We start from the raw sequence: 25,012 nt of genomic DNA, 5'->3' as shown, positions 1-25,012 counted from the left end.
GCTTAACGTAAGGCTTCTGTTAGGACTTTGATAATCTCGTCTTGAATGTCTGAGATCTTATTTTCAGTGGCTTGATATTTTTTCAGCAGGACTTCGGGACTTTCCAAGTCATCGGCTACCTGATGTGGGTTTTTGATGTCCAGGTTGTAGCCTCGGGTTTGGATTTCCTCGGCAGAAACCTTCCAGGCATATTGGCTATAGGCTTCATTTTCCCGATCATTCCACCAAGCTTTTTCCAAATCAAATTCCTTGATATGGATTGGTTTACCCTTGTTGTAGCTCTTCACTCCATCAGGATAAGGATGCTCAAAGTACCAGATGTCTTTGGTCTGTTGCCCTTTTTCGAAGAAGAGCAAATTGGTCTTGATGCCTGTGTAGGGATTGAAGACGCCATTAGGAAGGCGAACGATGGTGTGCAGGTTGCAGCGCTCCATCAGTTCTTCTTTGATGCGGGTTTTGACACCTTCACCAAAGAGCGTCCCATCAGGTAAGACCACGGCGCATCGGCCGCCATCTTTTAGCAAGCGGATAATCAGGGCCAAGAATAGATCGGCTGTTTCCTTGGTTCGGAACTTCTGTGGGAAATTCGTTTCCGTCCCATCTTCTTCCACCCCACCAAAAGGAGGGTTGGTCAATATGATATCTACCTTGTCACTTGCTCCCCAGTCTGCATAGGGTTTGCTCAAGAGATTATCTCTACGCACCGCAGGCACATCAAAGCCATGCAGCATCAGGTTGGTCGTGCAGAGCAAATGGGGTAGGGGCTTCTTTTCTATCCCACGAATGGTGGCTTGCAGGTCACGCTCGCCTTGGTCATTTTGGACTAATTTCTTCTTATGGTCTATGGTACAAGTAAGGAATCCTCCCGTACCGGAAGCCGGATCGAGAACGGTTTCCTTGAGTTGGGGATCGATGATATCCACCATAAACTGTGTCACCGCCCGAGGGGTGTAATACTCCCCCGAAGAACCTGCGGATTGCAGTTCTTTTAGAATCGTTTCGTAGAGGTCATTGAACAAATGACGGTCTTTGGAACTGTTGAAATCGATGCGGTTGATTTGATTGATCACCTGACGGAAGAGAGTTCCGTTTTTCATATAGTTGTAGGTGTCCTCAAATACAGATCGGATGATCTTGGCCTGAGGACTGATGCTGAAATCCAGTTCTTTCAAGGCTGGAAACAACTCATTGTTGACAAAGTCCATCAATGCATCACCGGTCAGGCCTTCTTCCTTATCTGCAAAAATCTTCATAAAGAGCATCCAGACCATTTGCGAGATGCGCTGTGCATCCCCATCTACTCCTGTGTCTTTCCGCATGATGTCGCGGATGCCTTTGATATTGGTGGTAATTGTGGTCATTTTTGATTTTAATTTTTTTGTTTTTACCCTAAGGGAATTTTAAATGTATCTTTTGTGAAAATGTCTTTAACATTTCGATCTTGATCCCGAATGTGATCATATGTTTATAGCAACATTCCGACGATACGTGATTCGACCCCGCAGGGCATATGCGTTAACTTAGTGATAGATTATTTGCATATCTATTTGAAAATGAGTTCTTTTTAGTCTTTTGTCGTAGGAGCAATATTTTGCCAGATTGTTGATATGAAAAAGGCGTCCCTTTGATTTATCCTGCAACTCGTTCAATATTAATATTATCTTTTTTACATTCCTTACCAGATAGTGTATCACTTTTATTAGGCTCAGGTCTTTGTTTAAGCTAGATTTAATCAATATTCTACAGGGGGTATAAATAAACTGTGTGCATATAACCACCATTATAAATCGTGTCCATAGTATTACCCAAAGCTGGATTTTGGATACATTATGTATCCTGTCAAAAGCCATGTTGCTTTTCCAGGATTTGAATATTATTTCAATTCTCCACCTTAATTTGTACAGAGCGAAAATCTTTTCTTTATCGGCTGTTTCTTTAGGCACTGTTGTTAGGAAAATTGACCAGCCCAGAAGTTCCATATAACCTGCTAGTGGCATTCCTTTTAGCTCTTTTTTGGCTTTTCTACGCCTCTCCTCTGCAATCTTATAACTGACGGGCGTGGCCAACAGCCTTATTGTGATTTTGGCTTTGTTGTTCAGTTTTACCATCATATCGATATTCTTTTTCTTTTTAAGTAAAGCCAAAAGATTGATGACCTTTCCAGTTTTAGTACTAAGAAGTGTCAGTTTGTACTTGTGACGGTAAATACAGTCAGCTCCTTGATCTATGTGTCGCTGGATTTCATCTGCGATCAGGTATCCACGATCCCTTAAAGTTAGGTCTCCTTTCTGGAGAACAAGTTCGGGCGCTGCTTCATAATCTACTTTACTGTAACTGTCCACGGAGAAAAACAAGAATTTTTCGGCTACTAAATCATAGACACCCTGGATACGGGAGTTGCAGACTTTTGAATGTCCGTTGGCCACGCCCGAATATTCCTGGAAGAGCCTCTTTGGTAGCCTGATTATAGTACTGTCCTGCACTATAATCCTATTGAAAAGAGGTGTTTCCGGGCTATCGGGATTCTGTAAGAATTTGTTATGTATCACCAGTTGAAAAACTTTTTCCAAAAAGACCCGACACTGTTCGTTTATCTTTTTCCATACCGCAACCTTACTAACCGCAATTCCTGATGCGGATTCAGTTTTGGAGGCAAGATCATTGTGACTGACAGTGCCCTGCAATGATTCGATGCAAAGAGCGTGGAGTAGATCGGTTGGATCAATAGATCGCCTACGTTTAATCAGCTGGGCTTCAAATGCAAGGTCGAAGAGAATATCATTACTTATATTGAGTTCATGAAAAAGGTTAAAAAAATCTATATTTTCGGTCAAAGGATTAGGTCTCAGGGAGTTTATTATTTAAATTTATAATAGTAAATATACTATTATTATATCAAAAAAGCAATGGGTTATAAAGTTAAAATTCAACGAGTTGAACGAGGAAAAACAAGCTCCTATTACATCAATTTTCCGGCAGCTATAGCGGAGTCTTGCGATTTGGAAAAAGCGGAAGAAATGGAGTGGGAAATAGAGGATAGGAATACTTTTGTCCTAAAAAGAGTGATCAAAAAAGAATCTTTTCTAAAAAAGAAAAGTACAATTCCGAAAACAGACAAAAAATCACCTGAAATTTAAGCATATACACTTAAGTTAACGCGTATGCCCGCAGGGGTCGAATGGATGGTGGATGAATGCTTTTTGTTATAAACATGTGACCTCTTCGAGGTCGGGTTGCGTACTATATTATTTGTTTATGGATAAATTTTTAATTTTCGTTCATTCCCGATCCCGAATGGGATCATATGTTTATAGCAAGATTCCCAGCGATGATTAATGGTACGACCCCTTAGGGGTCGAATGGATCATGGGAGGCACTTTTTCTATAAACATGTGACCTCTTCGAGGTCAAAATATCGTTGGTCATTAATTCATTTTTATAAACATGTAACCTCTTCGAGGTCTTTTCTTTATCTTGATCCCGAATGGGATCAAATGTTTATAGCACTTAATTCGTCTAGGGTTAGGTTCGACCCCAAAGGGGTCGAATGTAGCTAGGCACGTTGATTTTAGCTATAAACATGTGACCTCTTCGAGGTCAAAATATCGTTGGTCATTTATTCATTTTTATAAACATCTGACCTCTTCGAGGTCGGGATATCGATTATCATTAATTCATTTTTATAGACATGCGACCTCTTCAAGGTCTGTTTTTTACCTTGATCCCGAATGGGATCATATGTTTCTAGCAACATTCCGACAATACGCGATGCGACCCCTTAGGGGGCGAATGGATGGTGGATGAATGCTTTTTGTTATAAACATGTGACCTCTTCGAGGTCGGGTTGCGTACTATATTATTTGTTTATGGATAAATTTTTAATTTTCGTTCATTCCCGATCCCGAATGGGATCATATGTTTATAGCAAGATTCACAGCGATGATTAATGGTACGACCCCTTAGGGGTCGAATGGATCATGGGAGGCACTTTTTCTATAAACATGTGACCTCTTCGAGGTCGGGATATCAATTATCATTTTTACATTTTTATAAACATGTGACCTTTTCAAGGTCAAATCTTTCTAATCCTCTTCCTCTATCCATTTAAATAAATACGCTGAATTATAATCAACCTCAAATTTTTTCAAGAAATCAATGTATTCTTCTTTGAATGTTTTTTTCTTATGATGTTCTTTTTGATTTTGAATATATGTAATCACATGATTCAATGCAGATTGAGAATAGGAGAAAGCACCAAAGCCTTCTTGCCATTCAAATTTTGATCTGATAAATTTCTTTTCATTTACAAATGCATTCGACGCCTTTTTTACTTCTCGAATCAAATCTGATAAGCAACACGACGGTTTCATACCTATTAAAATATGAACATGGTCCGGCATACCGTTAATTGCAATTAATTTTTGTCCCATATTTGTGATTATTCCTGTGATGTATTTATACAATTCTTCCTCCCAAATATTCGAAATCAAACTATACCGTCCTTTAACGGCTATTACTATTTGAATATAAATCTGTGAATATGTGCTCATCTTCCTAGCTAAATATTTAAGGACTTCATTAAGCTATCTGATAAATTTCCTTTTCCAATTCCTTGATTGCATTTTCAAAATCCTTCCCTTTCCCAAAAGCTCTGACCAGTTCAACAGGTGAGCCTAATTTATTGATTGGCTGAACTTTGAGGATAGAGCCTTGTTCGATAGTAGTGATCCCCTCTTGTTCATATTTATCCAAAAGGGCATTTAGCACCGATTGCGCTTTTGCGCTATATTTTTCAAAGTAGTTTCTTTTGCGCACTTGTTCAGCTCTTTCCTTTCGCGTCAAAGCAGGTTGATCAAAAGCAATGTGACAAATCAGGTCAAAATCATCCATTTCTTTGCCGATTTCCTCTCGAAGTGCCTCCAATAAAATCCCTTGTTCAGCTAATTCAGCAAGTAAAACTTCTTTTTTATCTGCTGCGGTCCAGCGCTGAATGAATACATCCAGAGAGCTGAAATTTTGATCTATGTTTTTGCGGGTATAATCTTTCAAAGATTCTGTTATCAACCTACCATCTGCTCCAAAATATTGAATACGTTGATTGATGACAGACACCTCTACATCGTTGACATAGTATTTTCTTGGTTCGGCATCTGGGTCGCCCTCATGAATTTGAATACCTGGTGGAGTTTCAAATTCTAGAGCTTCAGGTTGTCCAAACTGATTGTCAGCATCTAGATCTTCTTCCTCATTTTCTGGATACATCGGAGGTACTGGTGAATCATCAATTCCAGGTTCGTAAATCTGAACGGGATCTCCATCGAATTCTGGATCAGCAAATAGATTGGTGGCTTTTCTGAAATCCATAATTGTAAAATAGAGCTTTCCTTCGGCTTCTCTGATTCTTGTACCTCGGCCCACGATCTGTTTGAATTCTGTCATGGAAGCAATATTTGCTTCAAGTACTATCAGCTTCACCATCTTAGTGTCAATACCAGTGGTTAGCATTTTTGATGTAGTAGCGATTACGGGGAATCGCTCTTCCACATCTGTAAAATTATCCAACTCGCGTTTACCTACTTCATCGTCTCCAGTGATCTTGACAACATAATGCGGGTGTTTTGATACTAGGTCAGCATTGGTGTTTATCAATGCCTGTCGCATGCGTTGTGCATGTTCTATATCTATGCAAAAGACAATTGTTTTGGAAAAACGATCAGTGGCTTTTAAGAATTCTGTGATCTTATTCGCTATTAACTGTGTTCGCTGATCCATGACCATTTTGCGGTCATAGTCTTTCAGATTATATATCCTGTCTTTGATTTCATTGCCAAATTTATCCAACATACCCGCTGAAGGACGCCATCCCTCATCCAAATTGGTTGTTATCCTCACAACTTTATAAGGAGCCAAAAAACCATCCATTATTCCCTGTTTGAGCGAATAGGTATAGACAGGATCTCCATAATAATCCATATTGGAGATGTCTTTGGTTTCTTTTGGCGTAGCAGTCATACCGATCTGAGTTGCGCCTTCGAAATAATCCAAAACTTCCCGCCATGCTGATGCTTCGGAAGCTGATCCTCTATGACATTCGTCAACTACTATCAGATCAAAAAAGTCCTTGCTGAATTCTTTGTAAGCATTTTTCTCTTCCTCATTACTGGTCAATCCTTGATATAATGCGAAGTAGATTTGGTAGGATTTATCAATTTTTCGGTTTTTGATGATATGCATGATATCATTTCCAAAAGGGGAGAAGTCACCATTTTTGGTCTGCGTAAGTAGGGCATTTCTGTCAGCTAAAAAAAGAATTCGCTTTTTGATGCCTGTTTTCCAAAGTCTCCAAATCAGGTTGAAAGCAGTGTATGTTTTCCCTGTTCCAGTAGCCATGACCAAAAGAATTCTATTTTGACCTTTAGCTATAGCCTCAATGGTTCTATTTACTGCATTTGCCTGATAATATCTCAGGTTCATACCAGAATCATCCACATAGTAATCTTGCTCTACTATTTCACGTGCTTTTGGCGTATTGATTTCACTGAATTTTAGATATTTTTCCCAAAGAATAGCAGGTGAGGGAAAATCATCTAAGTGAATTTCTTTTTCTCTTTCGTCAGGATTGGTTTTGTCATGGAAAACAAAAGAGTCTCCATTGGAGGTAAAGACAAAAGGAATCTGGAGGATTTCGGAGTATTCCAAGGCTTGCTGCATACCTGAACCGACTCCTTTGGTATTAGCTTTAGCTTCAATGATGGCAAGGGGGATGTCTTTTTTATAGTATAAAATGTAATCAGCTCGCTTCCTTGTCCCTCGGGTATGAAGAGACCCTTGGACGATGATTCTTCCGTCAGTAAAAAACACTTCTTCACGAATTTGCTTCAAAATATCCCAACCAGCATTTTTGAGTGCAGGTGTAATGTATTTGGTGCAAATGTCTCGTTCACTTAAACTCTTTTTGTGCATTAGAAAAAATTAAAAGTATAAATCGTTTCTTAAAGATATTAGTTTGAAGCGTAAAAGAAAATCAAAATTATAAATGAATCGGTAAAAAGTGTTTCTAATAAAATTTTACTTTGATGTTTTGCGGCTCTGATGGTTTTTTTTTAAGACAAAAAAATATCAAAATAATATGATTTTATTGGCAAAAAAAATTCTCTGCGTCACTGCGTGAAATAAAATTAATCACTACGCGGAAAGTGTTTTTTGGAAAAAAAAATCCACCCTAAATCAAGGGTGGATTTGAACAAACCAATTAACCAATCTAAATCAAATTTTTAAGCACTCCAATCGGCCCAACCACCTGAGTAGTTTTGAATATTATCAAACCCATTGGCAGTTAATACAGAGTAAGCGATAGCTGCTCTTGCACCACTTTGACAGTGAATGATTACAGGCTTGTCCTTGGAGATTTTGTCTAAGTTTTTGTCAAGCTTACCTACGAAGTGATTTTCAGCACCTTCAATATGCCCTTTTTTGAACTCAGCGGCTCCTCTTACATCTACAATCTGCGTGTCTCCTTTTTCTAAAGCTGCTTGAACTACCTCTTTTGAAATTGGCTCAAAAGTAGATAGATTTCCTCTTTCAAATTCTGCCAATTGACTTGGTGTGATATAGCCGATTAAATTGTCTAAACCTATACGCATCAACTTCCTAGTTAAGTCCTCTACCTGTGCATCTTCTGCGATCAACACGAAGTTCTCTTCATAAGTCAAATACCAACCCATCCAAGATGAAAAGGAATTGTTGTTGGTGATGCTGAGTGTTCCTTTGAGGAATCCAGCAGCATAGTCTTGCCATGGTCTGGTATCTATTACTTTTAAACCCTCGGCAGTGATTTTATCAAAATCAGCTTTTCCTAGATTCTTGATCTTTGGAACTTCTGTCAAAAGCTTTCTGTCTACTTTATTGAGCTTTTTCATCATTGCAAAGTACCTTGGTGGCTCAGGTTGATCGGCCAAGAGTTCTTTGCTAAAAGCAACTTTATCATTCAAAAGCTGTAATGCCCAGTTTCTGATTTTTTCGTATCCCACTGTAGTACTTGGTACAGCTCCAAGAGCTTTGCCACAGGCAGAACCTGCACCGTGTCCAGGCCATACTTGGATAAAGTCTCCAAGCTTCGCAAATTCATGTAAGGAATCATACATCTGTGCAGCACCGATGTCTTGAGTACCCTTTATGCCTGCTGCCTGTTCGAGTAAATCCGGTCTTCCAACATCACCAACGAACACAAAATCTCCTGTAAACAACATAACAGGTTCGCTTGATGCAGGCTTGTCAGTCAAAAGGAAACTTACACTTTCTGGTGTGTGACCAGGTGTGTGGATTACTTCGAAATTCAAGTTTCCCAATTTTATATTGTCTCCTCCTTTGATTTTATTATGAGGGAATTCGTACTTCCAGTTTTCATCTCCTTCGTCAGAAAGGTACATTTCTGCACCGGTTAAGGCGGCTAACTCTCTAGCACCACTCAAGAAATCTGCATGAATGTGTGTTTCGAAGATATGGGTGATCTTCATGTTGTTTGCCTTGGCAATTTCAAGATAGGTGTCAACATCTCTTTTTGGATCGATTACAGCAGCTATACCACCTGCCTGGCATCCGATTACATAACTGGCTTGCGCCAAACTCTTATCATAAACTAATTCGAAAAACATATACTTAAATTTTATTCGTTTTTATTTTTTTTTTCAATTTTCAATCAAAAGACAAATACCTGCTTTATCCTTTGACAATACAATTTTAAGGATAAGAAATAAAGATGTTTGTGATAAAGATTACTTTATGGTTTTTTAATCCAATAGATAAAATCAATCAAATCTATCTAACTCTAATTTTTCAATACATTCTCAGAGACATAAAACTTATTATCAAACACAATTGTCATCAATAGCATTGTTGATTTCTCCGATCTATTGATTTCTATGCTTTGATGATTCACACCTATATTTGAACTTTCAAATTTCCCCTGCGCTATAATTTGACCAAGTGAGTTGGTAATGAATTAATTGACCGGAAACAATTCGTTAAGTTAGTATTTTAGATTGATTTCTGATTCTGTTGGATTTGGGAAAATCAATATTTCGAAAGGATTTCGTCCATCAATACTTTGCACACTCGCAATTTCACTTCGAATTAACTTCACTTCAAAAAGTGTTGGGTCTGCACTTGTAGTATTTGTGGCGTTGGTAGAGAACGGATTCTTACTTGGACTGAAAATTCCTCCACATATATACCCAATTATCACTATGTTTTTTCAATTTTCAAGTGAATTTATTTAAGTTATTAAGCATATTTTTTATTTTTCATATTGATCTATGCGTGAAAAATTTTCTGTTTATCCTATATTTGAGCATGAAAAAAATTGTTCAAGTATTTTTGATTTTCATATCAATATTTCTTATTTCATGTGAAAAGGAGCCATTTTTAGAATTAGGCATGGAGTATCAAGGAGGGCGAATTTTCTATTTGGATAAAACTGGAAAACATGGCCTTATTGCGGCTCCGGAAGATTTGCCAACCTATGTTTCATGGGGTTGTGCGAATCAGGTAATTCCTGGGACGAATTTTACTTTTATTGGAGCAGGAATGCGGAATACAAATAGAATTATTGAAGTTTGTCAAGCAGTCACTGCTGCAAGTCTTTGCGCCGATCTGGTAATAGACGGCTACGATGATTGGTACCTCCCTTCAAAGGATGAGCTCCTGCTGATGTATGTGAATAGGGACTTTATCGGAAATTTGCGAAATGGAGTCTGGGAGCCTTATTGGTCCTCCTCACAATACGAGCCTGAGCTTCGTGCAATTGTACATAATTTTGGAACAGGACTCACCACAAACGAAAATAAAGCAAATGAATACTGGGTAAGAGCAATTAGGAGTTTTTAAATAATGTGAATAAAAGAAGGAGCGGCAATCACCGCTCCTTCTTTTATTTTAAAAATCAAAATCACAACTCATATCTTCAGTACCAATTGGCGCCCCATCTGGAACACTGATAGAATTCGGAGTACTCAGTTCCTCTGGAAGTCTCATAAAAGCTGAAATCTTGTCAGCTAGATACATTCGGTGACTTTCTGTTGAACCTTTACCTTTCTTAGATCCTTTACCTGCAAAAAGATTCAATTCTACACTGCTAATATCTTTTAAAATTGCTCTTGCCTCGGCTTTCACGAGTGAACTGGCTCTGGAGTCTTTAGATAGCATAATCAAATTATCGACCATTTTATTTTGAACCATCAAGCTGATCTGATTCTGGTAATCACCTTTTGAATTTACCCCAAAAACACTTTTTCGGATTTTATCCATTACCTCTTTTAAAGAAGGGAGTTGATCATCAAAAGCGTTTTGCTGAGCTATTCTATTGGCTCTTGCTGCATCAAAAAGGAAAGAGAAAGTTAAGTCCACCACATTCTCAGCAGGTGCAATAGGATCGAAGTTTGGCCCTGTGCGAGAAGGGAAAGTCTCTCTATTTCTTCCATAACCCATTGGTCTAGGCGGAATCAAATCAACAATATGACTTGGCAAAGCTAAATTCTCAGGAAGAACTGTTTGCAGCAATTCATCTAATGCTTCCATTTGCGACTTGGCATCCAATCTACTTTGCTTTCGCTGATTGTCACCTTTTACTTTATAAGTATAGTCTACCCCTCCGATAAGTTTGGCAGCTGCTTCCACTTGATATCTATGCATCAAGTATAGTGGTGCCAAAACTTCCTCCATCATGGCCTCTGGAGTGTTTTCTTCGATTGCATTCAAGCCAAAGGAATTGAGCTTAGCTCTTCTGATTTCCATCATTCTAGCAAGTTCCTCTGGTGCAGAAGTTCCATTATCCCACAAGTGGGCCGTTGGATGACTTCCACTGGAATTTCTTGAATCTGAGTCAGAAATAAATGTATGGCCCGCCGCGTAGGTATCTTCCAATAGTTTTTTCAAATAGGCTTTTTCGTCTTGACCTTCAGGAATCACATCATAGCCATAGCGGATCGCCCATTTGTCCCAATCTCCAATTTTATCATCATATGCTTTGGAGAAATCTAAATTCCCATCATTATCTATGCTGATATAAGGATATGGATAATCCATCACAGATGCTCGACTTGTAGGAGAGGAGGCATAAGCATGTGCTAACCCAATGGTATGCCCAATCTCATGTGCTGAAAGCTGTCTTAATCTAGCCAGTGCCATTTCTAACATCTTTGGGTCTTTAGGCTTTCCATCTTCAAATGGCTGTAGCAAGCCTTGAGCAATCAGGTAATCTTGTCTTACTCTCAAAGAACCCAAACTCACATGACCTTTGAGGATTTCTCCAGTTCTTGGATCTCTTATGGAAGAGCCATAAGACCAGCCTCTGGTAGAGCGGTGAACCCATTGGATCACATTGTACCTGACATCCATTGGATCGGCTCCTTCGGGCATCAATTCAACTCTGAAGGCATCTTTGAAACCTGCTGCTTCAAATGCTTGATTCCACCAATTGCCTCCTTCGATCAAAGCAGATCTTACCGGCTCTGGTGTGCCTCTATCTAAATAATAAACAATAGGTTCTACTGCCTCAGAAATAGCAGCAGATGGATCTTTCTTCTCCAAGCGATGTCTTGAGATGAATTTCTTTTCCATGGGTTCACCGATAGGAGAAGTGAAGTCTAGGTAGCTGATATTAAAATAACCCGCTCGTGTGTCAAATTCTCTCTGCTGATACTGATCATCGGGAAGTTCAATAAAAGAATGTCTTTGTCTTACAGTCACTGCCTCAGGAGATGGCGTGACAGAGCGAATATAACTTCCTGATGGTGTTCCGGTGACTGTGATAGTAGCTTCCACTTCGGTGTTTTGAGGAAAGTTTTTGGTCATCGGTTCATAAATCGCACTTCTGGAATTATCAACTTTGTATGAACCTTGTCTGGCTGAACCCAATTTCTCAGCGACTTGATGTACATCTTGCAAATAGAAACTTGTCGCATCTACGATGATTTTATCATCTACATTATTGCTGATTTCAAATCCCCATAGAATCGACTCTGCAAATGCATCTTTGACAGATTTTACTTCTGCTGGATTATCACTGAATGCTCTGAAATCATAGTTTTTATGAACCAACATCAGCTTATTTCCAGCTTTTCGGAATTCTACAACTCGCGTTCTGCCCAATTGACCACGATCCAAACCGATGTCATTCGAACCTACCCCAGCAGGGAGAGAATTGACATAAAGAAATTCATGATCAAGTTTTTCTATTTCTAAATAGATTTTACCTTTCTCATCGTCCAAATAGAAATTGATAAATCCTTCTTTCTTTTCCATCTTTGAGACATCTAGTTTTTGAGAAAAACTGCTTGAAACGGAAATTAAAAGAGTTAAAGTCAGTAAATATATTTTTTTCATAGCGTATGATTTTTCGAAAATGAAGTTACAAAATGAAGTGTAGCGTAGGTTACCGATTATGGAAATTATCGGTTAAATTGATACCTAAGTTGAAAAATAGTTTCAGTTTGTCGATTTCCTTGAATTGATTGTAAGCCTGAACCGATGACTTCCCGATCAGTAAAAATCGTCCTAGAATACCTCGCCCATAAGGTCAACTTTTGACTTACGCGGTATTGTGCTAAAGTGTAGTACCTGAGGCCTTGTCCTTGAAGTGCGGGAATTGAGAATGCCCAAAGTACATTTCGCTCGTAAATGTATTGTCTGTTGTCATAATCATCCGTATCGAAAAGTACAAATCGCGTAGAAACTCTCCATTTTTGAAAGTCTGCGTTCAAATCCTGACTGATTGCAAATCCTTTGGTGATCTGATTGTTGAAATCAAAACGGCTGCCCATCACCCGTGATTTTAAACTCCAATTGTCATTGATTTTGTAGTCCAAATTGACCACATAATTCCATTTTTTTCCTTGAGAAAGCTGGTATGTAGACTGAAAATTTTGGATTTCACTGATATTTCTCGCTTTCGATTCTTCTCTGAACTGAAAAAATAATAGAACAGCTTTGGAAGGACGATAGGTAAACCGGGTCAGCCACTCATAGCCCTCCGAAGGTGAGTAAGTCCTGAATTTTATCCAAGGAAACTTGAACTGATCATAATAAATCGACCAATTGTATTTGATGTTTGGGCGAAAGTTTAATCCGAGATAAATCCCCTCTTCGTTGATTGGACGGGTATTTTCTGAAAATGAATTTCCATAGAAAGTATGGAAGTTTCTATCGAATTTTCTCCAAAGCAGCGATAAATCAACCGTCCTACTCAGACTGCTCATCACGCCCAAAACACTACCCATGCCGCCACTTTTGGAAATGGCTGTTTCTCCAAATAGGAAGTAATTCTGAATATTATAAGAGATGTATCCACTATGTATATGATTTTCCTGACCGGAGAATTCAAATTGATTATATACTTGAGGATTTCGAATGAAAGGCTGATTATATCGAGTGAAAAGTGAATTAATACCGACTTGTAGCATCCTGTTTTCACTGCTATATTGGATGTTTCCTCCGAGATTACTTTCCCTGATTTGGTCTTTATAGGCAATTTCTGTAGGAGTTCGATGTAGTCCCGAAAGCTGTAATGAAGAAATAAATACGTCTTCTTGTTCCAAAGTATCCAAGGCAATTTGCACATTCCCATCTCGTGGAGTATGCGATGCGATCAAGCTGATGTCGATGTTTTTATGCTGATAGGTCAAGCCCAAGCCACGAAAGAATCCAAATTCCATGGCTCCTGTGTAAGGACGTAGTCCGATGCTGCTTCTTCGGATTGTGGTAATTGTTTCAGAACCTTTACCCACCGAGAACCCTGCTCCATAGACCAATCCTTGACCAAATTGAGCTTGAAAATCTCCAACAGTGATTGTCTTCCACTTTTTTTGATTGTAAAGGGTAAAGTGATAAGAGAAGAAATTGAAGCCATACCTTTTGGTATCAGGATCCCAAATAAACTGCTCTCCAGGATCTTTGTCAATCGTAAAGCCCAAACTGAAATCTTTACTGTGCTGAATTCTAAACCTTCCGTAGAGATTATTTGGATCACCAAGGAAACGACTTGTCAGTCGACCATTGCTCAAAGTGTCTGCCGCAGTAAATCCTCGTCTCGTTTCCCAAACTCTATTTTGTCTGAAAATAAAGTAGGCATCCCGTTCATTGACAACTCTTTTCAAAAAAGAGCGACTGCCATATTCAGAACCATCATCCAAGGTTACAAATGGGAGCATTTTATAGATAGTCTGTAAATCAAAACCTGGAACAGCCTGTAATTCATAGATAGAAATAAAATTCCCAAAAGCTGCTTTATACTCAAAAAACGAATTGATTTGGTAAGGATTTAGAATATAAATTGACTTCAATTCTTCCTGTGTAGCTTTATTCAGATGAATTGGGTTTAGGAATACCTGTAATAATCCTTCATACATATTTTCAAAATCCACATCATCTTGCTGCATAGCAAAAAGCTCCTCGATCAATTTTTCTATATTGATTTCATCCTTTCTGTAGGTCTGGGCAGTAAGCGCTGTCCAAAAAAGTAAAAAGAGATATGTAAAAATCCATTTTCTCACTTTTTTTGAATTAGATAGCCAAAGGAAAAATGATGTGTATTGCCCAAATATTGGCTCTGGGTCATTGCGTAATCGATGACAAAATTTCTAGGTCGAAAACCAATTCCAAAAAACAAGTTGCTTGGATAGGTATTGACACCACTTCTTAGCCAAAGCCTGTCCATCAGATTGTATTCAATTCCTAATTTGATCATGGCTGGCAGCAAAATGTCTTTTTCAGCCTCAATATTGACCATCAGTTTTTCAGTTGGTCGATATGAAATACCGGATTTGACTACTGTTGGAATTCTATCTTCTGAGTTGCCCCCGACTTTTGCATTGGTGAGGTTATAAATGTGTGCACCAAAAAACAGGTTAGGACCTAATTCAGCCACTCCTCCAAACTCTATCACAGGTGCTGCAGCTCTTCCAAATCCCTCGATGTTGGTTTGGAGATAGTTTATTTTCAGCCCTAAACTCGCTATTCCCATTTGGTTGGCAATTCCCAATCCAATATTACTCTGGTTGAAGTGCTCTCCACCAAAACTTGATACGCTTAGTCCATATTGAAAACTTTCGGTATGCATGACAGCGCCTGCTGACAACGTAGTAAGTTCATTGAGATTGAATCGGTGGTCATAGCCAACTACAATGGCTGAACTTGTCAATCTGCCTAGAGCGCCAATATTATTGAAAATCGACCAAGAGTCTGCAATCGTTAGGCTTGCATTTCCTAGACCGGTACTCCTGGCACCACGAGGTAGTGCTTCAATGCCTCCCTGCGCGCGTAGACCTAAAATTGGAATTAAAATCAAAAGAATAGAAATCCAAGACCTGCTCATTTGAAAAAAGATAAAATGGAAAAACAAACTTTAAGTTAAATTTTTCCTACAAAAAAGTAAAGCTAGAAACCAAACTTAAACGTTTAAATCATTAGCCTTATTCAGCGCTACTGAGAAAGGAGGAGTTTAGTTAAGCGGGGATTAAAATGGAGCCTTAAAATTGATAAAGAAATTGCCTTCATTTTGATTGTTTCTAGAATATTCAAATCTAAAAACCAAATCATAAAAAATAACTAGATCTAAACCAGGACCATAACCAAATAGATATTTATTGGTTAGACGAAGATTTTCCGGGATATTATTTCTATCGTTGACAAAGCCATGATCAAAGTTGGCACTGAAATATAATTTGACTGGGAAATTTGAAAATCCACTAATGGGTGAAATTCTTGAAATATCATATTCTAAGTCTAATAGATTATACCTCAAGCTATTTTTATGGACTATCGATTGTTGCCCTTCAATGACATTCAATTCGTACCCTCTGATAAAATTAGGATTATATCCAACTCCCCTAACTGATGTAAACGGTTGTCTTCTTCCAACAAAGGCGGTAGCATATAAGCCACTTGCCGCATGGATTTTACTGTTAATAGGAAAGTATCTATTTGCAATTCCAGTAAATTCCCAATCTTTAAAATCATCTGAACCAAACAAACCAAACTTTGTGATTCCTAGATCCAATAATGCACCATTGGTAGGATAAGAGTTATAGTTTCTTCTATCATGCCGAAAGTTATAGCTAGCTAAGAAGTATCGCAAATTGGTATCGTTATGGAGAAAATAGTTTTCGTTTTGGGTAAGTACATCCTCATTAATTTGAATATTGTTATAACCTAATGTAACAAAATGAAAATTATAGAAACTTCCGCGATAGCTGTATCTGCCGAAAAAAGAAAAAAGTCTTCTTAAAACATCTTCGTTCTCATTGGTATAGAAAACTTGCTTGTTTTCCGCTGAACGTACCGAAATAGTCTTATTTGTGAGATAAGAGATTTGAGTTGTTAATCCGTGTTTTTGATTTCTATCAATGTACGGAAAGCTGTATCGCAAATCGAAAGCTTGTGTAAAACCAAACTGTGCACTCAAGCGCATTTTTTCATTTCTACCACCCACATTGTTATGGTAGAAGCGCGCTCCATAATTTACTCTTTTAAGACTTCTATTCTGGTTGGTCCACCATTCTGAAAAATTTCTATCAGCCAATTCAAAAATAATTGAAGGAATAAAATATCTTCTCTCATCTACCGTGATCAATATTTCTATCTGTTCTTCACCTGTAATCAAAGGTGTAAGTTCAACTGAATTAAAAAGTTGAAGATTAAAGATTTTTTTCTGATCAGCAGCAAGTATGGAGACTAATTCTTCCCAATCGTAAGTGATTCCAGCACTAAAATTTAACTCTCTAAGAATGATGTTTTTTCTTGTCTTTTGATTTCCAATGATAAAAATATTGTTGATTGTTACCTTATCTGGGATATCTAAATTTAACTCTTCAAAAAACAAAGAATCAACATCTTGTGCTAAAGCAGAACTATTTGAGATCAATCCTATTCCTAAAAATAGCGAGCTAAAGAAGATAAGGAATTGCTTTTTCAATTTACGGTTGGCTTTATTTTTAATTCAGAAATATAAGTTATCAAATGGATAAAATCGTTTCTTATTCCAATATTTAAAGAATAAAAATTAGCTATCCCAAAAATTGAATCATTTGGAGGCTTTATTATGTTGATTATTAAATTTGGAAATAGGTACCACGCCATTGAAAACACTCATTAGAAAAATAGCCATCTTCCCTGTATTGATTTATCAATATTTGATTTCGCCACTTTTTCCAGCGGCATGCAGATACACACCTACTTGTAGTTCTTACATGAAAGAAGCGATACTCAAACATGGGGTTTTCAAGGGTGGCTGGCTCGGCATCAAGCGAATTGCAAGCTGCCACCCTTGGGGAGGTCATGGACATGACCCAGTTCCATAAATTAATCTTTAATTGGTTTCAACCCTTTCTTGGCTGCTAAAAAGATCAAGATGATTCCGGCTATAACCAATGGAATGCTAAGAGTTTGACCCATATTGAGGGTGAGATTGTCTTCAAAATCTACTTGATTCTCTTTAAAATATTCCCAAACGAAGCGCATTCCAAAAACTGAAATTAAAAACAGCCCCAAGAAAAGCCCATCAGGAAGTCTCGATTTGTATTTGCCCCACAGCAATAACAATACAATGAAAATCACAAGATAAGATAAAGCCTCATAAATTTGAGTTGGATGGCGAGTTTTTCCAAAAGTCTGAACAACAGCTAAATAATGATCTCCTTTGTCTAATAATTGATATGTTAAATCAGTATTTGGATCTTCTGCTAAGTATTTTTGAGAACTTCTGAAGTTCGTAAAAACATACTTTACATCCGTTTCTATTACTTTTTTCAGATCTTCAATATCAAAACCTCCCTTTTCAATCTTAATATCAAAGTTTACAGGTACGATTCCATTTCCAATGAGATCACTGGATCTTTCAGCAGGCTTGTAAGCATTAATTTCAATGATTGGTATCCTTAAAGTCTCCAAGGCTTCTTCAGTATCTCTTGCAAAAACAAATCCACTGTCAGTACCTGTTTCTTTACCACCAATTTCAGAATTCATCAAGTTCCCGAATCGTATCAAAACTGCGGTCATTGCCACGACGATCACAATTCTATCGACCACCCAGAGATAAGATTGTCCTGGAGTTTTTTTGGAATACATATACAAAGCAATTAAAATAGCAATTGCGGCACCATGACTGGCAAGACCACCTTCCCAAACTTTCAGGATGTCAATCGGATTGCTTAGGTATTTTTCTGGCTCGTAAAAAAGGACATGACCAAGTCTTGCTCCAATGATGGTTGCCAAGACCATATAAATAGTCAATTTATCTACCAACTCTTCATTCTGCCCTTCTTTCTTGAAGATGTAAACCATGATTTGTTGAGAAATAATAAAGCCCAGGGCAAAGAATAAACTATACCATCTCAATCTTTCAAATCCTGAAAAAACAGCTGGATCAGGACTCCACACTACATAACTTAATATACCTTCTATCATCTTTGTGTTTTTGCTAATTCAAATATGTCGATAATCATCAAAACTCTTTACAAAAATTGTAATAATTTCAATTGATCATCGGATTTGATGGTTTCGTTTTGCTGATATTTGCTTTCTTACCAAAAGCTGTTTAAGATATCTTATCCACTTTGTTTTAAGCTGCTATAGATTTCGAATTGGTCGTTGACTCTTAGCGACCTTTTGCATCAATCGAATGAAATATCTAAATGTTGCATGAGACGCAAATCATCATCAATAAATTATTCTTCGTCTAATGCTTTTAATTCTTCCTCAAAGCCTCCTGATAAGATAGGAAACCTGCACCAAGATTTTGGATCAACACTAAATTCATCAAGGTGAAAAGCTGGAGCAAGACGCTCTCTTTTCCACTGATTTCTGGACCATAGCTTGAAGAATTTTTTGATGTATCCTTTTAACGTTTCTTTATCGATAGGTAATTCTTCATTTAGAATATAGAAAATGTCTAAAGGAGATCTTCTATCACGAATAGCGAGCCTCTCTATTTCAACAATCACTGAATAAGGCATCAAATCCTGCTCATCAGTTTGGTGATTTTCATTGGGCCTCAACTCGGCTGTTGGTTGAAGTGCATTTACACTTTTCAATCCAGCGTAGCCTAATTCTACTTCTGCCCATTTCAGCCATTGTAACAGGAAATATTTGTCTACAGATGCGATGGGCGAAATACTCCCACTTGTGTCTCCATCCATTGTTGTGTAACCCACGTCTCCTTCACTTCTGTTCGAAGTAGTCAGGAGCAAAGCATTTTCGATGTTGGCCAGCATCCAAATGATAGGAGATCGTGACCTAGCTTGAATATTTTGTAAAGCAAGATCATCTTTTTCCCAGGTAAGCTTTCTTCCTAGGGCTTTTTCAATTTTCTCTGTATATGATTTTACTTCGTCCGAAATCTCCCAATTGTAAAACTTGGCGCCAATACTTTCAGCGAGTGATTTGGCACTTTGAAAAGTAGCGTATGATGAATTATCAGAAGCCTGATAAGCTGTGGTGAAAATTTCTTGAATTATTTCTTTTTCAGGATGAGCTGTTTTTGGAATGTAAACAAGACCTAATTTCTTTAAAAATGGTGCAATCCCCAGTTCTTTTACGCCTCTTCTAACCATTTCTGCGACAAGGATAGCTATAGAGGAAGAATCAGCACCACCACTCAAAGAAAGGACAAAGCCCCGGCTTTTACTTTTCCGCATGTAGTCAAATAATCCCAAAGAAGCAGCTTTGACAAACTCTTCGTTTTTGAAATGCTGACTGTCTACAAGAGGATAATTTTCTTTGTTTTTATCATAATCAAAAATCTGAATTTGATAATCAGCAAAAGATAGGATCTCATTTTTTGAAAGAAGCTCTCCATTTTTCGCAACGAGGATTTCCCCATCAAAAATCATTTTTCCAGTTTCATTACCAAGTAAATTAATATAAAAGTAAGTGGCATTGAGTAGGGTAGAAGAGTTTTTGACCAAATCTTCTCTTTGGATGCTTTTGCCCATAGCAAAATGACTTGCACTAGGGTTGAAAATCACGTCAATATTTTTTTCTTTCAATCGGTAACCTGGCCTGACCTCACCACGCCAAGCGTCTTCGCAGATTTCGAATCCATAGCTTACTTCATTTTTGGAGAAAACGATGTCACCAAGTGGAATTGGCTGTCCAAAGAAGTCAAAATCGATTACTTCGTGGGCATTCCATGGTGTAAACCACCTGAATTCATAATGAACACCATCGATTGCCATAAATTGCTTTGCAGCAAATGCTTTCAATTCAGCATTTTCGATGATGGCCATGCAATTGTAAACCTTTTCTTGAACCCTTACAGGAAGACCAACAGCAACAGTTATTTCCTTACAAAAAGGAATTAATTTTTCTAATTTTTTGAGGGCTTTTTGCGGATACCAATAACTCAAATATAAATCTTCACTTCCATAACCGGTGATGGTTAATTCTGGAAAACAAAGCAAATCAACTTGAGAATTTTGAGCCTCCTCAATTGCATTGGTGATATTCTTAAGGTTTCCCGTCCAATCCAAAGGTGTTTGGTTGACAGTAGCACAGGCAATTTTTAAACTTGACATAGGGTAAACTTGAATCTTAAAAACATCAAATTCAAAGATAGTGTTCTAAATAGGGATATTTAGTTTTTCACAGGCATTTTTGGACGCTTCTTGTTCAGCTTTTTTCTTTGTAGCACCTTTGCCTTCAGCGACTATTTGACCTTGTAGTTTGATTTCTACCAAAAACTCCTTGAACCTTTGATTACCTGAAACAGAGACTAAATTAAAATCAATCTCTTTTGCTTCTTTTTGTGACCACTCGATTAATTTACTTTTGAAATTCGTAGTAGTATTGATGATATCATCTACGTCAAAGTGGATAATGATTCTTTTTAGAATAAATGTCTTGGTAAAAGCATATCCTCTATCCAAATAAATTGCTCCAACCAAAGCTTCTAAAGTATCTCCGTAAATTGATTTGTGGGAACTTACATTTCTACCAGGCATCTCATCATTGATCAGTTTACTAAGTCCAATTTTCATGGCAATCTGATTCAATGCTTCCCTATTTACGATTCGAGAACGGGTTTCAGTAAGAAATCCTTCATCGCGATAGGGGAATTTAATAAATAAAAACTCAGCGACTATCGTTCCCAACACAGCATCACCTAGGAATTCCAAGCGTTCATTAGAGATTTTCAATCCGTTGATTGATTCTTCTGCAACAGACGCGTGCTTGATCGCGAGCTTGTATAGGGATAAGTTAAAAGGCTTGCTACCGACCATATGTTTAATGGCGGCAGCAAGCCTTTTTTCATTTTTATTATAAAGAAGTGCTTGGAATCTGAGTAAACGTGATAGTCTCAATTTACTCCTCGATTTTCTTGAAAATGATAGAACAGTTATGTCCACCAAATCCAAAAGTATTACTTAAAGCAGCTCTAACTTCTCTTTTTTGAGCCTTGTTGAAAGTCAAATTCAATTTGCTATCCAAGTTTTCATCATCCGTAAAATGGTTGATAGTAGGAGGGACAATATTGTTTTTGACAGAAAGGATGGAGGCAATCGCTTCGATAGCTCCCGCCGCTCCCAAAAGATGACCTGTCATAGATTTAGTACTACTTATATTTAGTTTGTAAGCGTGCTCACCAAATACTTTTTGGATCGCTTTCACTTCACTCACATCCCCAAGAGGGGTAGAAGTACCATGTACATTGACATAGTCAATACTTTCTGGGCTTAGGTCAGCATCTTCCAAAGCAAACTTCATCACGTTGGCAGCACCTTCTCCGTCAGGATGTGGAGCTGTGATGTGATAAGCGTCTGCAGTCATTCCGCCACCTACTAACTCAGCATAAATTTTTGCACCACGTGCCTTAGCATGCTCATATTCTTCAAGAATAATTGCACCTGCTCCTTCGCCTAAAACAAACCCATCTCTGTCTTTGTCGAAAGGTCTTGAAGCTGATTGTGGATCATCATTTCTTTGAGACAGCGCTTTCATGGCATTAAAACCACCGATTCCAGCTTCTGTTACCGCAGCTTCGGAGCCACCGGATATAAAAATATCCGCTTTACCAAGTCTGATGTAATTAAATGAATCAATTAAAGCGTTTGTTCCTGAAGCGCAAGCTGATACTGTTACAAAGTTAGGGCCTTTAAATCCATACTTTATGGAAAGAAATCCTGCACTAATATCAGCAATCATCTTTGGGATGAAGAAAGGATTGAATCTTGGCGTTCCGTCACCATTGGCGAAATCGACAACTTCATCTTGGAAGGTTTTAAGCCCACCAATACCTGAACCCCATATTACACCTGCTCTGTGTAAATTGATTGTTTCAAGATTTAATCCTGAATCCTTCATGGCCTCGTCTACCGCAATCATAGCATACTGCGTGAAAGGGTCCATTTTTCGAGCTTCCTTGCGGTCCAAATAATCTTCTACGTTGAAATCTTTTATTTCACACGCAAATTGAGTTTTGAAAAGCGAGGCATCGAATCTAGTAATAGGTCCAGCACCGCTCACACCATTAACTAGATTGTCCCAAAACTCGGGGACAGTCTTACCTATTGGTGTAAGGGCACCTATACCTGTTACTACAACTCTTCTTAAATTCATAAATGAATTTTAAGTGATTATCTTATTTTACGTTTGCTTCCAGGTAGCTTACTGCTTGACCTACTGTACCGATTTGTTCGGCTTGGTCATCTGGAATAGAAATGTTGAATTCTTTTTCGAATTCCATGATGAGCTCTACTGTATCAAGAGAGTCAGCACCTAAATCATTTGTGAAGCTAGCCTCAGGAGTAACTTCAGATTCTTCTACGCCTAACTTATCAACGATAATGGCTTTTACTTTTTGTGCAATTTCAGACATTTTGTGATTAGTTTATATTAAAACACTCCGCAAAGAAATATATTTAAAACCTTATTGCCAAAAAAAACAGGCAACTAAATTTAAGATATTCTGTTTCGACCTTGAGATTGAAGGATTATTTTTAACTTTGTCTTTCAAAATTCTTCCTGAATGAAGAAATCAAAATTACTAGTTGATAACCTTTACGAATTCGAACTTTTAGGCTTTGTGGCACCTATTAAAGACTATAAAATGGCTTGGGTGATCAACAATTGTCTGAATATTAGGCTTGTCAAAACCAAGGATTTTGAGCTTCATTTCCTCGATGATTCTGCTTTGAAAATTTCTCAATTTATTATTGAAAAAGATCATGGATATATTCAACTCCTAAAAAATAGATCTGTAAATGATAGTGGAAATGTTCACTACTTAATCCCCGAACTCAAAATCATGGATTACTTCCTGCTCTTGCAGGATCTTACCTTCGATTTGAATATTTATGCTTATATTGAGCAACTTTCAAAAAGTAATTTTATCCAAAACGTCGTCAAATTAGATGTAGATAAGATAAAATCTAAAGAAAACCTGTTAACCTATTAAAACGAAAATTACCCATGAGTGTACCTATCTTTAATAAAACAAAGATTTTGGCTACAGTAGGCCCAGCCTCTAACAATGAAGAAACACTTCTTAATCTCTCCAAAGCGGGAGCAAACGTGTTTCGATTGAATTTTTCTCACGGAAATCATGAAGGACATGCCAAGGTCATCAGCATGATCCGAAAAATCAACAAAGACAATCAATTATCTATTGGAATCCTTCAAGATCTTCAAGGACCGAAAATTCGGGTTGGTGAAGTCCAAGATAATGGTGTCGAAATCATTCCTGGTGATCCTATCACTATTACCAATGACCCTGTCATTGGTACAGCTTCTTTGGTAAGTACAGTATACCAAAACCTTCCTAATGATGTTCTTCCTGGCGACAGAATACTTATCGACGATGGTAACTTAGAGTTGGTAGTGAATAGCACAGATGGTAAAAATGTCAATTGTACTGTTATCCACGGTGGAATCTTAAAATCTAGAAAAGGGATTAATCTTCCAAACACTAAGGTTTCTGCTCCATCTCTCACAGAAAAAGATCTTGAAGATCTAGAATTTGGACTTGAAAATGAAGTCGATTGGATAGCCTTATCTTTCGTAAGACATGCTGAAGACATTTATGATTTGAGGCGTAGAATCGAGAAGGCTGGAAAGGTTTGTAAAATTGTAGCAAAAATCGAGAAGCCTGAAGCTTTAGAAAATATCGACGAAATCATAGCCGCCACCGATGCAATCATGGTAGCTAGAGGAGATCTTGGAGTAGAAGTTCCCATGCAAATGGTTCCTCTTTGGCAGAAAAAGATGGTAGAAAAGTGTAAACTTGCTTGTAAGCCTGTGATCATAGCGACTCAAATGCTAGAGAGTATGATCGTCAATCCAAGACCAACAAGAGCGGAGACCAATGATGTGGCTACAGCTGTGTTGGATGGAGCAGATGCAGTCATGCTTTCAGCTGAAACTGCCTCTGGAAACTTCCCTGTTTTTGCCGTAAAAGCAATGACATCTATCATTTCTCATATTGAGCAGAATGCAGATGTTTATCACAACCTTTATAAGATCCCCGAAGAGGACGAGACTTTCCTGTCAAACAACCTCATTTTAATGGCTTCTAGGCTCTCTAGGAATGTCAGAGCTAAAGCGATAGTTGGAATAACTTCATCAGGATTTACGGGATTTAGGATTGCTTCGCATAGGCCACTAGCCAATATATTTGTTTTCACCCGAAATATGCCATTGCTTACACAGCTAAGTTTGGTATGGGGCGTTAGAGCATATTACTACGAAAGTAATGTATCTACAGATGCTACTTTCAAGGACATCGAAAGTCAACTAAAAGCAGATGGACATGTTACTGTTGGTGATGTCATCGTAAACACGGCAAGTATGCCACTCAAAAAGAAAGGGAAAACCAATATGCTTAAAGTGCATATAGTGGAATAACTTTTTTTCGATTAAAAAATAAAAAGATCTAATGGTCAAAAATAGTTGGTAAAAACCCTGTAACGTATTGATTTAAAATTATTTACAAAAACCTTATTGAAATCAGTTTCAATAAGGTTTTTTT

General features: G+C 37.8%; 20 protein-coding genes. 5 read left to right on the top strand and 15 right to left on the bottom strand.

What is annotated here, in order from left to right:
• Positions 1-2: 2 nt before the first annotated feature.
• Positions 3-1,361, bottom strand: coding sequence for an HsdM family class I SAM-dependent methyltransferase (locus tag IEV57_RS08465; RefSeq protein ID WP_188441677.1), 1,359 nt, complete (start codon positions 1,359-1,361; stop codon positions 3-5).
• 159 nt (positions 1,362-1,520) lie between these two features.
• Positions 1,521-2,834, bottom strand: coding sequence for an IS4 family transposase (locus IEV57_RS08460; protein WP_188441675.1), 1,314 nt, complete (start codon positions 2,832-2,834; stop codon positions 1,521-1,523).
• A 72-nt stretch (positions 2,835-2,906) separates the two neighbouring features.
• On the opposite strand from IEV57_RS08460, the gene IEV57_RS08455 reads away from it, so the two are divergent.
• Entirely contained in the window at positions 2,907-3,137 is a 231-nt protein-coding gene (locus tag IEV57_RS08455; protein ID WP_188441674.1) for a hypothetical protein, read from the top strand.
• Positions 3,138-4,082: 945 nt separating this feature from the next.
• Here IEV57_RS08455 and tnpA read toward each other — a convergent pair.
• The 4 genes from tnpA to IEV57_RS08435 form a co-directional block, all read right to left on the bottom strand.
• Complete coding sequence (gene tnpA / locus IEV57_RS08450; protein WP_188441673.1) at positions 4,083-4,550, bottom strand: IS200/IS605 family transposase; 468 nt, start codon at positions 4,548-4,550, stop codon at positions 4,083-4,085.
• A gap of 28 nt (positions 4,551-4,578) precedes the next feature.
• Positions 4,579-6,963, bottom strand: a complete 2,385-nt coding sequence (gene hsdR, locus IEV57_RS08445; protein ID WP_188441671.1) for an EcoAI/FtnUII family type I restriction enzme subunit R — start codon at positions 6,961-6,963, stop codon at positions 4,579-4,581.
• A 311-nt stretch (positions 6,964-7,274) separates the two neighbouring features.
• Positions 7,275-8,654 carry an MBL fold metallo-hydrolase gene (locus IEV57_RS08440; protein ID WP_188441669.1) on the bottom strand — a complete coding sequence of 460 codons (1,380 nt, stop codon included), beginning with the start codon at positions 8,652-8,654 and terminating at the stop codon, positions 7,275-7,277.
• Positions 8,655-9,028: 374 nt separating this feature from the next.
• Entirely contained in the window at positions 9,029-9,244 is a 216-nt protein-coding gene (locus IEV57_RS08435) for a hypothetical protein (RefSeq protein ID WP_188441667.1), read from the bottom strand.
• 107 nt (positions 9,245-9,351) lie between these two features.
• Between IEV57_RS08435 and IEV57_RS08430 the strand changes: the two genes are divergently transcribed.
• Positions 9,352-9,885: an Lcl domain-containing protein gene (locus IEV57_RS08430; RefSeq protein ID WP_188441665.1), complete on the top strand. Its 534-nt coding sequence runs from the start codon at positions 9,352-9,354 to the stop codon at positions 9,883-9,885.
• A gap of 48 nt (positions 9,886-9,933) precedes the next feature.
• On the opposite strand, the gene IEV57_RS08425 is transcribed toward IEV57_RS08430, so the two are convergent.
• From IEV57_RS08425 to IEV57_RS08410, 4 genes are all read right to left on the bottom strand, one after another.
• Positions 9,934-12,381, bottom strand: a complete 2,448-nt coding sequence (locus tag IEV57_RS08425; protein WP_188441663.1) for a zinc-dependent metalloprotease — start codon at positions 12,379-12,381, stop codon at positions 9,934-9,936.
• Positions 12,382-12,446: 65 nt separating this feature from the next.
• A complete protein-coding gene (locus IEV57_RS08420) occupies positions 12,447-14,546 on the bottom strand; it encodes a ComEA family DNA-binding protein (protein ID WP_188441661.1) in 2,100 nt (699 codons plus the stop codon).
• A complete protein-coding gene (locus tag IEV57_RS08415; RefSeq protein ID WP_188441659.1) occupies positions 14,543-15,367 on the bottom strand; it encodes a PorV/PorQ family protein in 825 nt (274 codons plus the stop codon). The genes IEV57_RS08420 and IEV57_RS08415 overlap by 4 nt, the downstream gene beginning before the upstream one ends.
• A 141-nt stretch (positions 15,368-15,508) precedes the next feature.
• Complete coding sequence (locus IEV57_RS08410) at positions 15,509-16,966, bottom strand: BamA/TamA family outer membrane protein (RefSeq protein ID WP_188441656.1); 1,458 nt, start codon at positions 16,964-16,966, stop codon at positions 15,509-15,511.
• Positions 16,967-17,108: 142 nt separating this feature from the next.
• Between IEV57_RS08410 and yidD the strand changes: the two genes are divergently transcribed.
• Positions 17,109-17,351, top strand: a complete 243-nt coding sequence (gene yidD / locus IEV57_RS08405) for a membrane protein insertion efficiency factor YidD (protein ID WP_373282249.1) — start codon at positions 17,109-17,111, stop codon at positions 17,349-17,351.
• 1 nt (position 17,352) lies between these two features.
• On the opposite strand, the gene IEV57_RS08400 is transcribed toward yidD, so the two are convergent.
• The 5 genes from IEV57_RS08400 to IEV57_RS08380 form a co-directional block, all read right to left on the bottom strand.
• Entirely contained in the window at positions 17,353-18,456 is a 1,104-nt protein-coding gene (locus tag IEV57_RS08400) for a prolipoprotein diacylglyceryl transferase (RefSeq protein WP_188441653.1), read from the bottom strand.
• Positions 18,457-18,716: 260 nt separating this feature from the next.
• Complete coding sequence (nadE, locus tag IEV57_RS08395; protein WP_188441651.1) at positions 18,717-20,564, bottom strand: NAD(+) synthase; 1,848 nt, start codon at positions 20,562-20,564, stop codon at positions 18,717-18,719.
• Positions 20,565-20,609: 45 nt separating this feature from the next.
• Positions 20,610-21,350: a ribonuclease III gene (rnc, locus tag IEV57_RS08390; protein WP_188441649.1), complete on the bottom strand. Its 741-nt coding sequence runs from the start codon at positions 21,348-21,350 to the stop codon at positions 20,610-20,612.
• Position 21,351: 1 nt separating this feature from the next.
• Positions 21,352-22,605, bottom strand: a complete 1,254-nt coding sequence (fabF, locus tag IEV57_RS08385) for a beta-ketoacyl-ACP synthase II (protein WP_188441647.1) — start codon at positions 22,603-22,605, stop codon at positions 21,352-21,354.
• Positions 22,606-22,627: 22 nt separating this feature from the next.
• Positions 22,628-22,864: an acyl carrier protein gene (locus IEV57_RS08380; protein WP_010855324.1), complete on the bottom strand. Its 237-nt coding sequence runs from the start codon at positions 22,862-22,864 to the stop codon at positions 22,628-22,630.
• A 150-nt stretch (positions 22,865-23,014) separates the two neighbouring features.
• Here IEV57_RS08380 and IEV57_RS08375 point away from each other — a divergent pair, with 150 nt between their 5' ends.
• Positions 23,015-23,443: an IPExxxVDY family protein gene (locus IEV57_RS08375; RefSeq protein WP_188441645.1), complete on the top strand. Its 429-nt coding sequence runs from the start codon at positions 23,015-23,017 to the stop codon at positions 23,441-23,443.
• Positions 23,444-23,457: 14 nt separating this feature from the next.
• Complete coding sequence (gene pyk, locus IEV57_RS08370; protein WP_188441643.1) at positions 23,458-24,888, top strand: pyruvate kinase; 1,431 nt, start codon at positions 23,458-23,460, stop codon at positions 24,886-24,888.
• Positions 24,889-25,012: the final 124 nt, after the last annotated feature.

It is taken from the genome of Belliella aquatica (genome assembly GCF_014637795.1).
Lineage (GTDB): Bacteria > Bacteroidota > Bacteroidia > Cytophagales > Cyclobacteriaceae > Belliella > Belliella aquatica.
This window is presented reverse-complemented; position numbering and strand designations above follow the sequence as displayed.